Annotated in this window: 16 protein-coding genes; 8 read left to right on the forward strand and 8 right to left on the reverse strand. The window is 68.2% G+C overall.

Annotated features, from left to right (window positions below):
- Nucleotides 1-16 precede the first annotated feature (16 nt).
- From K1T34_RS11365 to K1T34_RS11375, 3 genes are read right to left on the reverse strand one after another with little or no spacing between them, the layout of a single operon-like run.
- Nucleotides 17-526: a carbonic anhydrase gene (locus K1T34_RS11365; protein ID WP_220244240.1), complete on the reverse strand. Its 510-nt coding sequence runs from the start codon at nucleotides 524-526 to the stop codon at nucleotides 17-19.
- Nucleotides 526-1,395, reverse strand: a complete 870-nt coding sequence (locus K1T34_RS11370; protein ID WP_220244241.1) for an NmrA family NAD(P)-binding protein — start codon at nucleotides 1,393-1,395, stop codon at nucleotides 526-528. The genes K1T34_RS11365 and K1T34_RS11370 overlap by 1 nt, the downstream gene beginning before the upstream one ends.
- 23 nt (nucleotides 1,396-1,418) lie before the next feature.
- The gene (locus tag K1T34_RS11375; protein ID WP_220244242.1) at nucleotides 1,419-2,123 is read right to left on the reverse strand and encodes an SDR family oxidoreductase; all 705 of its coding nucleotides are present in this window, start codon (nucleotides 2,121-2,123) and stop codon (nucleotides 1,419-1,421) included.
- A gap of 133 nt (nucleotides 2,124-2,256) precedes the next feature.
- Here K1T34_RS11375 and K1T34_RS11380 point away from each other — a divergent pair, with 133 nt between their 5' ends.
- The 3 genes from K1T34_RS11380 to K1T34_RS11390 all read left to right on the forward strand — a co-directional run bounded on the left by K1T34_RS11380 (nucleotide 2,257) and on the right by K1T34_RS11390 (nucleotide 3,871).
- Nucleotides 2,257-2,910, forward strand: coding sequence for a helix-turn-helix domain-containing protein (locus K1T34_RS11380; RefSeq protein WP_220244243.1), 654 nt, complete (start codon nucleotides 2,257-2,259; stop codon nucleotides 2,908-2,910).
- 212 nt (nucleotides 2,911-3,122) lie between these two features.
- A complete protein-coding gene (locus K1T34_RS11385; protein WP_220244244.1) occupies nucleotides 3,123-3,464 on the forward strand; it encodes a hypothetical protein in 342 nt (113 codons plus the stop codon).
- Between the two features lie 140 nt (nucleotides 3,465-3,604).
- A complete protein-coding gene (locus K1T34_RS11390) occupies nucleotides 3,605-3,871 on the forward strand; it encodes a hypothetical protein (RefSeq protein ID WP_220244245.1) in 267 nt (88 codons plus the stop codon).
- Between the two features lie 306 nt (nucleotides 3,872-4,177).
- Here the strand turns inward: K1T34_RS11390 and K1T34_RS11395 are convergent, their stop codons facing one another.
- Nucleotides 4,178-4,606, reverse strand: a complete 429-nt coding sequence (locus tag K1T34_RS11395; RefSeq protein ID WP_220244246.1) for a hypothetical protein — start codon at nucleotides 4,604-4,606, stop codon at nucleotides 4,178-4,180.
- Nucleotides 4,607-5,086: 480 nt separating this feature from the next.
- On the opposite strand from K1T34_RS11395, the gene K1T34_RS11400 reads away from it, so the two are divergent.
- Entirely contained in the window at nucleotides 5,087-5,497 is a 411-nt protein-coding gene (locus K1T34_RS11400) for an SHOCT domain-containing protein (protein ID WP_220244247.1), read from the forward strand.
- Between the two features lie 61 nt (nucleotides 5,498-5,558).
- On the opposite strand, the gene K1T34_RS11405 is transcribed toward K1T34_RS11400, so the two are convergent.
- Nucleotides 5,559-5,738: a hypothetical protein gene (locus K1T34_RS11405; protein WP_220244248.1), complete on the reverse strand. Its 180-nt coding sequence runs from the start codon at nucleotides 5,736-5,738 to the stop codon at nucleotides 5,559-5,561.
- Nucleotides 5,739-6,125: 387 nt separating this feature from the next.
- Between K1T34_RS11405 and K1T34_RS11410 the strand changes: the two genes are divergently transcribed.
- The 4 genes from K1T34_RS11410 (at nucleotide 6,126) to zwf (ending at nucleotide 9,498) form a co-directional block, all read left to right on the forward strand.
- Entirely contained in the window at nucleotides 6,126-6,749 is a 624-nt protein-coding gene (locus K1T34_RS11410; RefSeq protein WP_220244249.1) for a hypothetical protein, read from the forward strand.
- Between the two features lie 335 nt (nucleotides 6,750-7,084).
- Entirely contained in the window at nucleotides 7,085-7,531 is a 447-nt protein-coding gene (locus K1T34_RS11415) for a DUF6325 family protein (protein WP_255638450.1), read from the forward strand.
- A gap of 84 nt (nucleotides 7,532-7,615) precedes the next feature.
- The gene (locus tag K1T34_RS11420; protein ID WP_255638451.1) at nucleotides 7,616-7,834 is read left to right on the forward strand and encodes an SHOCT domain-containing protein; all 219 of its coding nucleotides are present in this window, start codon (nucleotides 7,616-7,618) and stop codon (nucleotides 7,832-7,834) included.
- A 257-nt stretch (nucleotides 7,835-8,091) separates the two neighbouring features.
- On the forward strand, nucleotides 8,092-9,498 hold the full coding sequence (gene zwf / locus K1T34_RS11425) for a glucose-6-phosphate dehydrogenase (RefSeq protein ID WP_220244251.1): 1,407 nt from the start codon (nucleotides 8,092-8,094) through the stop codon (nucleotides 9,496-9,498).
- 6 nt (nucleotides 9,499-9,504) lie between these two features.
- Here the strand turns inward: zwf and K1T34_RS11430 are convergent, their stop codons facing one another.
- From K1T34_RS11430 to K1T34_RS11440, 3 genes are read right to left on the reverse strand one after another with little or no spacing between them, the layout of a single operon-like run.
- The gene (locus K1T34_RS11430; RefSeq protein WP_220244252.1) at nucleotides 9,505-11,058 is read right to left on the reverse strand and encodes a GMC family oxidoreductase; all 1,554 of its coding nucleotides are present in this window, start codon (nucleotides 11,056-11,058) and stop codon (nucleotides 9,505-9,507) included.
- A 10-nt stretch (nucleotides 11,059-11,068) separates the two neighbouring features.
- Nucleotides 11,069-12,412 carry an NAD(P)/FAD-dependent oxidoreductase gene (locus tag K1T34_RS11435; protein ID WP_220244253.1) on the reverse strand — a complete coding sequence of 448 codons (1,344 nt, stop codon included), beginning with the start codon at nucleotides 12,410-12,412 and terminating at the stop codon, nucleotides 11,069-11,071.
- Complete coding sequence (locus tag K1T34_RS11440) at nucleotides 12,409-13,617, reverse strand: glycoside hydrolase family 15 protein (RefSeq protein ID WP_255638452.1); 1,209 nt, start codon at nucleotides 13,615-13,617, stop codon at nucleotides 12,409-12,411. Before K1T34_RS11440 ends, K1T34_RS11435 begins: the two co-directional genes overlap by 4 nt.
- Nucleotides 13,618-13,680: the final 63 nt, after the last annotated feature.

Genomic DNA, 13,680 nt, shown 5'->3' on the forward strand with positions numbered 1-13,680 from the left:
CACAGTGGATGGTCGCCTACGGCCCGACGACGGTTTCCACCAAACCGGTACCGACGTCGTAAACAAGACCCGACACCAGATACCCGGGCAGGCGCGGCTCGGCCCTCAGCAACGCCACGTCCCGAGCCACCGCCGCTCGCGGATCCGCCACGTCGGGCAGCTCGGCCTCAGGCGACCCGAAGTACGGAGCCAGCAGGTCGGGCCGGTCTCGGATCAGGGTGATGCCGCAGCCGGTGTGCTGCAGCACGACGACGTTCCACCCACCGGGACCCGCCCCCGCGGCCGCGGCCAGGTGCTGCAACATCACCAGCTGCTCGATCGTGTCCGGCGTGACGCGTCCGCCGACGTTGCGCAGCACCCCGATCTCCCCCGGCTCCGTGCCGAGCACGACAGCGGGGTCGACCCGCGGGTCGAAACAGCTGATGACGCTCGTCAGCAGGCTCGGCCGCATGATCAACGTGGGATCGAACCGCGTCTCGGCGAACTTCCGGTTCCGCTCGACGAAAGTGTCCACGACTTCAGCCATCACTCGACTCCGTTCAGCAGGGCGGCGTGTTTGCGGGCGAACTCGGCGACGGACATCGGCCGCCGCCCGGTGAGCTTTTCGATGGTGTCGTCGGCGCCGCCGAGCCGTCCGGCGCGGTAGTCGATCATGATTCCGCGAATCGACCCGACCAGGTAATCGGGCACGCCGAACGCGGCAATCGTGGCGACGAACTCGTCCAGGTCGCAGTCTTCGTAGACGATCTCCCGGCCCAGCGCGTCGGACAGCTCGGCCGCCATCTTCGCCTGGCCGAGCTCAGCCGGGCCGGACAGCGGGATCGTCCGACCGATGTGGACGCCCGGCTCCTTCAGCAGCGCGGCGATCGCGCGCCCCAGGTCCTCGGTGCCGACGATCGACGACGTGCCCACACCCGCAGGCATCCACAGCTTCCCCTTGCGCAGGTTCGGCAGGATCCACGGGTAGAGGAACCATTCGAGGAACATCGTCGGGCGCAGGTGGACGACGTCCACACCGGACCAGGTGAACACTTCCTGCGACAGGAACGTCTCCCGCGTCGAGATCCCCGTGGACTCGCGGCTGGTGTTGCGCTGCGAGAGGTTGAGGACGGCCGAGCCGCCGGTTTCCTTCACCGCCTGGACAAAGTTGACCGTCGCCTGGATCAGGCCCGGCCGCATCGGGTGGACGAAATACGCGGCGTCCGTGCCCTCGAGCGCCGACCGCAGCGTGGTGATGTCCTGGAAGTCACCGACGACGACCTCCGCCCCCTGGTCGGCCAGCGCCCGCGCGCGGTCGTCGAGCGTGCGCACCATCGCCCGCACGGTCAGCCCCAGCACCATGGCCTCGCGGACGGCGGCCCCTCCAGTGCCACCGGCCGCTCCCGTGACGAGCACTCTTCTGTCTGAAGTGGACACAGTCACCTACCGGCCAGCGCCGGGTAGAGCGCCGTGACGTCGGCCGCGAGTCCGGCGTGGACCTTCTTCGTCATGTCGTCGACCAGAACCTCGTGCTCGCCGGCTTCGAGGGCGTCGAAGATCGCGCTGACGACGTCGGCAGGCTTGTTCATGCCGCCGGTGTCGTTGCCGGCCTGCATCGGAGTGTCGGTCGGGCCGAAGAAGGCCCCGAGGACCTGCACGCCGTCGGGCGCGAGTTCGAGCCGCAGGGCGTTGGTGGCCATCCACAGCCCGGCCTTGGAAACGCTGTGCGCCTTGCCGATGGCGAACCAGCTCAGCACCGACCCCACATTGAGCAGCGCGCCCTTTGCCGTCCGCAGCGCCGGCGCCAGCTCGCGGGTCAGGACGAGCGGGCCCAGCAGGTTGGCCTCGAACACCTCCTCGATCTCCTCGATCGGGGCGGTCAACAGGTCGCTGTGCGGGAAGATCGCCGCGTTGTTGACGAGGATCGTGGTGTCGCCCAGCTTCGCCGCGGCCGTCGCGATCGAGTCCCGGTCGGTCAGATCCAGGTCGACGGTCACGACCCGCTCGTCACCCCACTCTTTCTCCTTGCGGGCAGCCGCATACACCCGAGCCGCACCCCGATCCAGCGCGGCCTGGACGAACGCGGACCCGAGCCCACCGTTCGCACCCGTCACGCACACCGTCGCGTTCTGCAGAGCAGTCATCGTTGGTTCCCCTTCAGGTTCCGTGGCCCCTTCTTGGTCACGCCGAGGACGGTAATCCGGTCGCTTCATTTTTGCAAGTACAGTCCTTTTGGAGAAGTCTAGTCTCAGTTCGGGACGGTGCTACACTTAACACATGAAACGGCGTGATTTCGGGCAGTACTGCGGCCTCGCACGAGCCCTGGAGCTCGTCGGCGAACGCTGGGGGTTGCTGATCATCCGCGACCTGGCCATCCACCCGCGCCGCTACACCGATCTCCTCGACGGCCTGCCCGGCATCCCGTCCAACGTGCTGGCCACGCGCTTGAAAGAGTTCGAACAGTCCGGCATCGTCGAACGCCAGATCGCGCCCGCGCCCCGCCGCGGCGTCGTCTACGCCCTCACCCCACTCGGCCAGGAACTCGAACCGGCCATCCACGCCCTCGGCCGCTGGGGCACAACCCAACTCGGCGAACCCCGCCCCGGCGAGATCGTCACCCCCGAATCCCTGGCCATGTCACTCCGCGCCGCCTTCGACCCCTCCGGCGCCACCGACGTCACCGCGACCTGGGAAATCCACACCCCCGACTTCGCCGTCCACGCCGTCGTCACCAACGGCAAACTCGACGCCGGCGTCGGCCCCGCTCCCTCCGGTGCGGACCTCGTGATCACCCTCCAGCCCGAGGACCTCCCGTCCTACCTGGAGCTGGTGCAGGCCATCAAGTGCGGCCTGGTGAAGATCTCGGGGCCCCGCAAGCTTCTGGACACGTTTACCCGCGTGTTCGCCAGCCGTGGCCCTTCGACTCCCTAGGGTGGATCTCACTTCACTGGGCCCGCGGGCGGCATACTTCCCTGGCTCCGCCCCGATTTACCGGCCGTCCTTCGTGGCCACAGTGGACACTCGCGCGCACACTGTTCCTGAGTTCTTTCGACCCGATTTGGAACATGGCGAAGCGGCCGACTGCGACGACGACTGCTTCTGCGTATGGGAGAACGACGGCGCCACCGGACGACGGAAATCGGGTGCCTCTGGAAAACAGCAACTACCAGGGGCCAGTCGCTGAACGACGCGACCCCGGGATCGGCCTCGACCTCCACCACCGCCTCGGGCTGCACCGGCAGATATTGCGTGCGCCGCGGCCGAACCCACCGACCGACGTGTACGCCACGGGCTCGCCGGTGGGCAATCTGTGCGCCCAGCCGCGACGTCAGCGGCAGCGACAGCCCGATCTGCCGCCACCCACCGGCGCTGCGTTTGCCAGCTTTGAGCGGCGACGGCCGCGGGACCTCACAGTCGTCGATCTTGCCGCTGAGCACACTCCAAACCTGGCGCGCCAGCAGCAAAGTTCGGCTGATGGCATCTGAGGAGCGCTAGCTCGCAGGAGAGATCGGCTGGTGGGCTGAGCCCGAGAGCCCGGCTGGCCGTCAAAGCCTGTGCGAGGCGTAACGGGGTGAGCTCTACGCTCGATATAGGGCAACCTGATCGATCCGCTGGGGAGAAAGATATGGGATCTGACCCGAAGATCGTCTCGCGGTACACCCGCCCGGAAGTGGGCGACCCGGAGACCCGCGCACGCGACCTCGGGGAGCTGGTGGCCGAGCGCTTCAAGTGGGCACAGCTCGCCGTGGTTCCCGGGCAGTTCAACGGCTGGGACGTCGCCGTGCGCATCGACGGTTCGTACTCGAGCCTAGAGGCCGCGATGGCGGCAATGGAGCACCTTGCACACCGTGCGGCGAAGGTGGACTACCTCGACGGAGACGACGCCCAGTAGTCACGCGACACAAAAAGCCGCAACCGTGCAAGGTGTCGTGCGGTCGACGCACCACGCTCCGCCGCACGCTCACCTTCGTTGATCACTGTGGACCCGCCCCGCGGGCGCGGTGCGACTGAGTGCCCCGCCGTCGCCCGGCCTGCGACGATCGGCGCGAGATTGAGCCCCGCCGTCCCAAGCGCCTCATCGGTGTCCTTGTCTGCCACGCAAAAGGAGTAACCGGCTCCTGAGTCGAGGCGTCCGATCTGTCGCTCGATGCCACGCGCACCTCCGTCCACACGAGGGAGGACCGGACCTCCTCTGGCGTCAACCTGTGACCTCGACGACCGGCGTCGGCAGCGCGGCGAGCCCGGCCAGCATGCGCGGCGGGAAGTCGATCCAGCCGGCGAGGAGGAAGCGGTGGGTGTGCACGTGCAGCTCCTGGAAGCGGTGCCAGCGCCGCATCCCGTCCACCGCGGTGGCCAGGTCGAGGTGCCCTGCGTCGATCGCGTCGGCGAACTCGTCGAAGTCGAGCGGCCGCTGGTGGCGGCCGTCGGTGGACACCATGACCTCCAGGTACAGGTCGCGCAGCACGATCCGCCCGGGCTCGACCGTCACGTGCAGCAGATCGACATACCAGGTGGCCGGTGCGGGCAGGTCCCCGTCGACCCCCACGACGACGCGGCCATCGGTGGTCCGCATCCGCTGCCAGCACGGCTCGGCCATGCCCACCCCGAGGTCCAACAGGACGAACACGCGCACCAGCCGGGTGCGCCCCGGCCACGGCTCAAAACGCTGCGGCAGCTGGAATTCGTAGGCAAGGGTGTCGCCGTCGCGGACCCCGGCAGCGGGCCGACCAGCGGCACCGGGTCACCGTGGTCGCCCCGCCAGACCTCCACGTGCTTCATGGATCTTTCCCACCGCACCCGGCAACCGAAAACCCGACGTCTAGGTCCGCGAATTGCTGGCCGGCCGGGTATTGGCGACCTACCTTCACGGTCCGGTCCTGGCACGCAATTCTGCGCTGACCGACGTGCTGCTGGAATTTAAGGCTTTTCCGCCGACGTGCGGCCCCCTGTGGTCTCCGGCGCGATGGTTTTGGTCGTCGCTGGCGTGTTTCGGTCGACCAGTACTCCTCATCCATTCCAGGTGGTGCGCCAGGCACCCTGTCCGGTCGAGCGTGACTCCGGCGGCATCGGAGCCGCTGCCAATCGGACTGATGATCGGAGGCATCCGGTGTCGAGCTATCCGCTGCTCAACATTTTCTGGACCATGTTGTGGTTCTTCCTCTGGATCTTGTGGTTCATGCTCCTGTTCCGCGTGATAGCGGACATCTTCCGAGACGATCACCTCAACGGCTGGGCCAAGGCGGGGTGGACGATCTTCGTCTGCATCCTGCCATTCCTCGGAATCTTCGTGTACCTCGTTGCCCGCGGCCGTGGCATGGGCGAGCGCGCGCAGGAACGCGCACAGCGCCAGGAGCAGGCATTCCGCTCCTACGTGCAGGACGCGGCGCGCGATAAGCCACCGTCGGACCGTGGACCCGATCGGGTCGGCGAGCTGGAGCGGCTGGCCGGCTTGCGCAAGAGCGGCGACCTCACCGAAGACGAGTACCAACAGGCCAAGTCGAAGCTGCTCGCTGTTTGACGAACCAGAACGACAGACCGACTCCGGCCGGGCGCCGCGGCAGGCACCGCGCAGCCGGTATCTACGGCGCCATCGTGACCGCCGCGCTCACGGTCGCGGTGGTGGTCACGCTGCTCGTGTACTGGGTCGCCGAGGAGTACGCGGAACTGCTCGGCGAACACCTGGCCGACGTGCGTTTGACCGCGAAACCCGTGACACCGTTCACCGCGGAGGACTGCGCGGCGCGTACGGGGCAACGCACGCGATTGAAGGCACACGCCGTGGGAGGCACAGGTGCGGCCGATGGTCATGACCATGACGAACCGATTTCGCCGGCAGAACAGCCGCTGGCTGCACCACCGCACCCACCCCCGGCAACACCGCCGAGAGTTCGGCCCCAAGGGCGCTACCGCAGGCATCAGTGTCGTCGTCACACGGCGGAACGCCCGGCAAAACGACATTGGACCCTATCCGGACTCAACCCGCCCCTGCACGCTGGATCGCGGACTCCCCGCCGCCGGAGCACCACGCGCCGAGGCGGCGTAGAGCCCCACGGGGCCGGTGTCCTGGCTCCCGGTGCTTCGCTCGACAGTCGAGGTGAACCGTGTTCGCTCGCGTGGTGTGGTGGTCGACAGTGAGTTGCACGAGCGTGATTTGCGCACTCGGTCTCACGCTGGTACCGGCTCTGGCCCTGGTCGCCGTGGCGGCTTCAGCACTGGCCTTGGGCTTGTTCTTCCGGGTCTGCGCCAACGACCGCTGGGTGGAGCGTCGCTTCGGTCCTCGCCACGCGGCCCCGCGAGCAGCCGCGGCGGTCGCCGTCTTCACCGCGGTCGTCGGACTGATCGCGGCGACCATCGCAGTCGTCGCCGGAGCGACCCTCGCCCTGACGACCACCACCATTCTCGTAATCGCCGGCCTCTGGTCGGGGCCAAAGGTCCTCGCCCGGCCTGACCAGCCCCGCCGGCACCGGCGGCCCGCGCCTCTTCCGAACGTCCAGCGCGGGTCGGTCCAGCGCGGGTCCGTCCGGCCGGTGTCGGTCCGGCCGGTGTCGGTCAGCTCGCTGTCGGTCGAAGAGCTCTGCTTGGCGTGGCGGCGGAGTTACGTCGAGCTGGAGCACGTCCGCGACGAAGAGTCGCGGTACGCCGTCATTGCCGCCAGGCAGGCGTACCTCGACGAACTGGAACGGCGCGACCGGCAGGGTTTCACCCGATGGCTGGACAGCGGAGCGCGAGCGGCCGGCGATCCGAGCCGGTTCGTCCGCCCGGCGGAATGATCCCGCATCCGGCGGCTTGCGGTCCAGCGATCGAGGTGTCTGTCCGCGTTGCGCTCTACGTACTGCATCGCGACGTGGGACAGATACGAGTGCTGCCATTCGCTGGACTCGTGGAAGATGATCTTCATCGTGACCGGGGTTCGTGCTGACATCGATGACCGCGACAGGCGCGGGGTCGAAATCGGAAGTGGCGTACCCGCCAAGCCGTGCCCGCGCGACGTCACCTGCTTGGGATGAGGACAGGGCCGGCGCTCAGCTCGAAAGTCGAGTGGTGATGTGTGCGTCCGCTGTGGCGCGCACTACATCCCTGCCGGGAAGTAGCCAGGAGGCCTGTGATGACCGATGCCGTCGAGGCAATGGGGCCGGTCAGCTATCTGATCGTCGAGTTCCCGGGCGGCAAGATAACCGGCCACGGCTTGCCAATTTTAGTGGACTTGGTCGACCAGGGTTTGATCCGAATCCTCGATTTGCTGTTCGTCACCCGGGACGACGATGGGTCGGTGCGCGCGGTCGAGTTGCGCGACCTGGATCTTGACGGCCGGCTTGACGTGGCGACCTTCGAAGGCGCGTCCTCGGGCCTGTTCGACGACGGTGACCTGGCCGATGCCGCGTCCGCGATCGAACCCGGGGCGTCCGCGGCGATCCTGCTGTTCGAGAATCGGTGGGCACGGCCGTTCACGCAGGCCCTGCGCCGCGGTGGGGCCGAGGTGGTGGCTGTCGGTTACGTCCCCCTCGATGCCATCGCCGCATCGCTCGATGCCGCCGAAGCAGCCGACGTCTGATCCGACGGAGAAAGGACGAGAACCATGCCGGGTCTCCTCCGAGGTCTCGCACGAACTGCCGCGATCGCAGGGACTGCGACCGCCGTGTCGAATCGAGTCTCGCGCCGTCAGGGCCAACGCTGGTCCCGGCAGGAGGACGAGCAGTACGCCCAGCAACAGCAGGACGTGCCACCGTCGCAGCCAGCTGCGGCACCCGCTCGCGACACGGTCACGCAGCTCAAGGAGCTTGCCGAGCTCAAGGCGCAGGGCGTCCTCACCGACGCCGAGTTCCAGTCCGAGAAGGCCAAGATCCTCGCGTCATGACACTGCGGGCCCCGGATATGTATATGGAGGGCCGCCGCTGTTCCCGAGCGCGGCCTGTCTGCGGCTCGGTTTCGAGCTGAGCCGGGTGGCCACGAAGCTGCGTTGCCCGTGCGAGTCGTCCTCGATGGAGCCTGGCTGGTCGACGGGGACGAGTCTGCCTCGTGTGGACGGAGTCATCCGGATCGGGCGACGCGCCATGGGCTTTCCGGGCGCCATCGTGGCGACCGGACGCGGCCATGCCCGAGGTGGAGGTAAGGATGACATCGACAGCCACAGAGCCGCAGACGCGGCCGGCGGACGTACTCGTGATTTTCGGTATCACCGGCGACCTGGCGAAGGTGATGACCTTCCGTTCGCTGTACCGGCTCGAGGCCCGTGGCCTGCTGACATGTCCCATCGTCGGGGTGGCGGCTGACGACTGGGGGCTCGACCAGCTCATCGAACGGGCCCGGTCGTCGATCGAGGCGACCGGAGACCTGGACGAGGCGGTGTTCGATCGCTTCGCCGCCAAGCTGTCCTACGTCAGTGGAGATTTCACCGACCCCGCCACTTTCGAGCGGGTGGGAGACGCCGTCAAGGGTGTTGGGACTCCGGTGTTCTACCTGGAGATCCCGCCGTTCCTGTTCGGACGCGTGGTCAAGGGACTGTCGGAGGCCGGTCTGACCGCCGGCGCCCGGCTCGTCGTCGAGAAGCCGTTCGGACACGACCGGCAGTCCGCGCGTGCGCTGGCCGAGGAGCTGCACCAGTACATCGACGAGTCGCAGCTGTTCCGGATTGACCACTACCTGGGGAAGATGGGGCTGGAGGAGATCCTCCACCTGCGCTTCGCGAACGCCATCCTCGAACCGTTGTGGAGCCGCAACTACCTCGAGTGCGTGCAGATCACGATGGCGGAGAGCTTCGGCGTCGAGGACCGCGGCCATTTCTACGACCCGGTCGGCGCGCTGCGGGACGTCGTCGTGAACCACTTGATGCAGGTGGTCGCGGCTGCCGCGATGGAGCCGCCCTCGCGGGGCGACCCGGTGACGCTGAAGGAGTCGCAGGTCGGTCTGTTCCGAGCGGTGGAGGAGGCTGACCCGGCCCACTACGTGCGCGGCCAGTACGACGGTTACCTCGACATCGACGGTGTTTCGCGCGGCTCGGCCACCGAGACGTATGCGGCGCTGCGGCTCGACATCGAGAACTGGCGCTGGGCCGGCGTGCCGTTTTTCATCCGGACCGGCAAGCGGCTGCCGGTGACGCAGACCGAGCTGCGGCTGGTGTTCAAGCGCCCGCCCAAGCTGGGTTTCGGACTGGTCGGGCACGCGGCGCAGCCGAACCAGCTCGTGCTGAGGCTCGACCCGTCGACCGGGGTCCGGATCCAGGTCGATGCGCGTCGCGCCGACGTGGCCCGGATCGCGCCGATCGACCTCGACATGGAGTTCGCGGCCGAGGGCGGCGAGGGCCCGACACCGTATGAGACCCTGCTGCACGCGGCGATGATCGGGAAGAGCACGCGGTTCTCCCGGCAGGACAGCGTCGAAGAGACCTGGCGGATCATGCAACCCTTGCTCGACGCGCCGCCGCCCGTGCACTCCTACGCGCCCGGCAGCTGGGGCCCGGCCGCGGCCGACGAGATCCCGGCCGGATTCGGCGGCTGGCGTACGCCCTGGATTTCGAGCTGATCGGGCTCAGCCGAGTCGCTGCAGCAGGTGGTCTCCGACTCGCAGTGCGTTCGCGATCGCCGTCAGTGCCGGGTTGACCGCGCCGATGCTCGGGAAGAAGCTCGTGTCGACGACGTAGAGGTTGTCGAGTTCGTGAGCCTTGCAGTCGGAGTCGAGGACAGACGTCGCCGGATCGCGCCCGAACCGCACGGTGCCGGCCTGGTGCGCGCAGCCCGCCACCGGAATGTCGTTTTTCATGTAGACGTCGCGCGGAATCAGATGATGCGGATGCATCCCCAGCCGGCTCAGGTGCTTTTTCACGCGGTGGTAGAGCTGCTCCATCGGCTCCTGGTTGTTCGGGGTGTAGCTCAGCACCACGTTCCCGTCGCGGTCGAGCGTCACCCGGTTGTCGGGAACGGGAAGGTCTTCGGCCGACAGCCAGAAGTCGACCGCGTGCTCGGCCACGTCGTGGAGCGCGAACGTCGGTGCCAGCACCGTCTCGAGGGGCTTCTCGCCGCGGTACATCGGTGCGGACGACTTGCCCACCATCTGCAGGTTGCCCATCGGGTAGTCGAAATCGGCGTCGCCGAAGTAGTAGTCGTTGAGACCCAGCGTCTTCTGGAACCGGGTGTCGTTCTTCTCGGTCGAGATCGCGAGGAACGCGCGGCTGTTGTGGAACACGTAGTTGCGGCCGACCTGATCCGACCCGTTGGCGAGGCCGCCCGGATGGCGGTCGTTGGCGCTCGCGAGCAGGATCCGGGCCGAGTTGACCGCGCCCGCCGACACGACGACCACGTCGGCGGCGAACCGCTGCTCCTCGCCGTCCACGTCGGCGACGACCGAGGTCACCGTCCGCCCGGACTCGTCGGTCTCCAGGCGCTGCACCCGGGCGTTGCGGACCAGCGTCACGGTGTCGTGCTCGATGGCCGGTCGCACGGCGATGACGTCCGCGTCGGACTTCGCGTGGACCAGACACGGGAATCCGTCGCAGGTGGCGCAGCGGATGCACGCGCTGAACGCGGGCCGGGCCTCGTCGAGCATTATCCCCGCCGGCGCGTGGAAGGGGTGCAGCCCCACCGCTGCCAGGTCGTCGAACAGCCGCTGGATGCGCGGCTCGTGCGAAACCGGCGGGAAGGGGTACGGCGCGGAAGCGGGCGGATCGGTCGAGTCCTCGCCGCGCTTGCCGTGCACCTGGTAGAGCTGCTCGGCCTGGGTGTAGTACGGCTCCATCTCGTCGTACCCGATGGGCCACGCGGGCGAGATGCCGCCGTGATGCTTGAGCTCGCCGAAGTCTCGCTCTCGCAGCCGATACAGCGCGGCTCCGTAGAACTTCGTCGCACCTCCGACGAAGTAGTGGACCTGAGGCTGGAACGGATTTCCCTTGTCGTCCAACCACTTGTCGGTCGACACGTAGCGGTTGTCGACGAACACCGCCTCGGCGTCCCAATTCTGCGCCTCGCGGGGCAGCCAGTCGCCGCGTTCGAGGATCAGCACGCGCTTTCCCGACGGCGCGAGCCGATGTGCGAGGGTGCCGCCACCGGCTCCGGATCCCACGATGATGACGTCGTAGTGCTCGGTCATGCTGTCCTCCTCAGGAGCTATCAGCTTTCCTTGAAGAGTGGCCACGGTGCACCGAGATGTGCGGGATGTCCGCGGCGTCGTCTCCCCAGGCGATGCGCTTGGGCGTCGCCGACCACTCGACGGTCGCGGCGTGGTCGCGTTCGAAGTAGTCCCAGGCCCACGAGATGAACGCGTCGGCCTTGCTGTGGGCGCCGCTCAGCAGCATCGCGTGGACACCGAGCCAGGCGGCGAACGCGAGGGGCCCGTCGACCTGATGGCGGTGCTTGCCGACCTCGGCGACGGCGGCGTTGCGGCCGATCATGGCCATGATGCCCTTGTCCTTGTAGTGGAACGGCTTCGTGGGCTGTCCGTTGCGCTCGCGCAGGATGTTGCCCGCTGCCCAGTCGCCGGACTGCTGCGCGACCGAGCCCAGCTGCGGCAGCGTTGTGCCGTGCGCCGCCGGGATGTTGGCGGCGTCTCCGATCGCGTACACGCCCGGGTGCCCTTCGACAGTCAGGTCGGGCGACACGTCCACCCGCCCGCCCCGACCGGTCTTGAGCCCGGCGGCGGCCTGCACCACCGGCGCCGCCGACTCACCGCCGCCCCAGATGACGGTGCGGGTGCGGATGGCGGTTCCGTCGTCGAGTTCCACCCGGTCGGCGTGCACCGCCGCGACACCCGTGTCGAGTCGGGGTTCGGCGCCCTGCGTGGTGAGCTTCTTGTGGGCGTACTTGTGCGATCGGCTGGAGAACGCGCCGAGCAGCGTGCTGCCGCGGTCGATCAGGAAGATCCGCCCGGGCTTCGGGATCCGGTCCATGGTCGCGAGGGCGGCCATGAGCTCGGTGAGCGCGCCGGTGATCTCGACCCCGGTCGGGCCGCCGCCCACGACGACGACGTCGAGCGCGTCCTCCTCGAGTTCCCCTGCCGAGACCGCCCGCACCAGGTCCTGCACGTGGAGCCGGAGCCGCTCGGCGTCGGCCACGGAGTAGAGCGGGAACGCGTGCTCGGCGGCGCCCGGGACACCGAAGAACTCGGGCTGCGCGCCCGCCGCGAGCACCAGGTGTGATCCGCCGACCACCTCGCCGTCGGACAGCGTCAGGCTGAGGTTCGCGACGTCGACCTCGGCGACGTGCGCGGTGCGGACCTCGACCGTCGGGTAGGCGTGGAAGATCACCCGGTGCGGGCGGGCGATGTCCTCCGCGGGCAGTTGCGCGGTGGCGACTTGGTAGAGCAATGGCTGGAACTGGTGGTAGTCGTTGCGGTCGACGAGGGTCACCCCGATGCCTTCGTCACCGAGCCGGTGGGCACAGGCGACGCCGGCCAGCCCGCCGCCGAGCACCAGGACGTTCCGGCTCTCGTCGCGCTGCCCGGTCACAGCGACAGCTCCGCCAGGAAGTCGGACAGGATGATCCGCCCGGCCGCCTCGATCAGGGCGAGGTGGGAGAACGCCTGGGGGAAGTTGCCCAGGTGCCGTGCGCGGTCGACTTCGAACTCCTCCGCGTACAGGCCCAACGGCGACGCGATCCGCAGCAGGCGCTCCATGAGGCTCGTCGCCCGGTCCATCTCGCCGACCACGGCGAGCGCGGAGACCAGCCAGTACGAGCAGATCAGGAACGTGCCTTCCTTGCCGGACAGACCGTCGTCGGTTTCGTCGGTGCGGTACCGAAGGACGAAACCGTTCTCGGTCAGCTCGGTGTCAATCGCGTCGACGGTGTTGCGCATTCGTTCGTCGGTGCCCGGCAGGAAGCCGAACAGGGCTGCGAGCAGGGTCGAGGCGTCCAGCGCGTCGGTGTCGTAGTGCTGCCGGAGCACGCCGCGGTCGCTCACGCCGTGCTCGAGGATGTCCGCACGGATCTCGTCCGCCGTCGAGCGCCACTGGCCGGCGAGCTTGTCGTCGTCCCGGATGTTCGCCAGCTTGGCGGCCCGGTCGAGCGCCACCCAGCCCATCAGCTTCGACGACACGTAGTGCTGCGGCTTGCCGCGAGCCTCCCAGATGCCCTGGTCCGGTTCGCGCCACGCCGCGATCGCACCCGCCGCCTGCGACTGGACGAGAGGCCAGAGCCGGCGCGGCAGGTGCTGGCTTCTGCTGGTGTGCAGCAGAAGCGAGTCCAGAACCGCGCCGAAGACGTCGTTCTGGCGCTGGTCGAACGCACCGTTGCCGATCCGCACCGGCCGGGCGCCTTCGTAGCCGTTCAGGTCGTCGCGAGTGGACTCGGTCAGGTCCCGGCGTCCGTCGATGCCGTACATGATCTGCAGGCCGCCGTCGGGGTTCGGCTCGAGGTCGGCCACGAACTGCATGAACTCGTCGGCTTCCCAGTCGAGGTTCAGGTAGTGCAGCGCCTGGAGTGTGAACGTGGTGTCGCGGATCCAGGTGTAGCGGTAATCCCAGTTGCGCTCACCGCCCGGCGCCTCGGGCAATGACGTCGTCAGGGCCGCGACCGTCGCGCCGGTCGGCATGTAGGTCAGGCCTTTGATGGTGAGCGCCGAGCGCTCGAGCGGATGACGCAGTGGGTGGTCCGGGATCCGGGCACGCGCCAGCCAGCCGGCAATCGGCGGGAAGGGCGAGGTCGTGGAACTCACGGAGGCTCCTTCACAGTCGTGACGCGCGAAATCCCGGGCCTGTTCCGACGATCGATGGACGGG

It is taken from the genome of Amycolatopsis sp. DSM 110486, from assembly GCF_019468465.1.
Taxonomy (GTDB): Bacteria; Actinomycetota; Actinomycetes; order Mycobacteriales; family Pseudonocardiaceae; genus Amycolatopsis.

Excerpts from the sequence above, each read along its gene's own strand:
- K1T34_RS11365 (WP_220244240.1), bottom strand. The coding sequence starts at position 526 with ATGGCTGAAGTCGTGGACACTTTCGTCGAGCGGAACCGGAAGTTCGCC.
- K1T34_RS11375 (WP_220244242.1), bottom strand. The coding sequence starts at position 2,123 with ATGACTGCTCTGCAGAACGCGACGGTGTGCGTGACGGGTGCGAACGGT.
- K1T34_RS11380 (WP_220244243.1), top strand. The coding sequence starts at position 2,257 with ATGAAACGGCGTGATTTCGGGCAGTACTGCGGCCTCGCACGAGCCCTG.
- K1T34_RS11390 (WP_220244245.1), top strand. The coding sequence starts at position 3,605 with ATGGGATCTGACCCGAAGATCGTCTCGCGGTACACCCGCCCGGAAGTG.
- K1T34_RS11415 (WP_255638450.1), top strand. The coding sequence starts at position 7,085 with ATGACCGATGCCGTCGAGGCAATGGGGCCGGTCAGCTATCTGATCGTC.
- zwf (WP_220244251.1), top strand. The coding sequence starts at position 8,092 with ATGACATCGACAGCCACAGAGCCGCAGACGCGGCCGGCGGACGTACTC.
- K1T34_RS11430 (WP_220244252.1), bottom strand. The coding sequence starts at position 11,058 with ATGACCGAGCACTACGACGTCATCATCGTGGGATCCGGAGCCGGTGGC.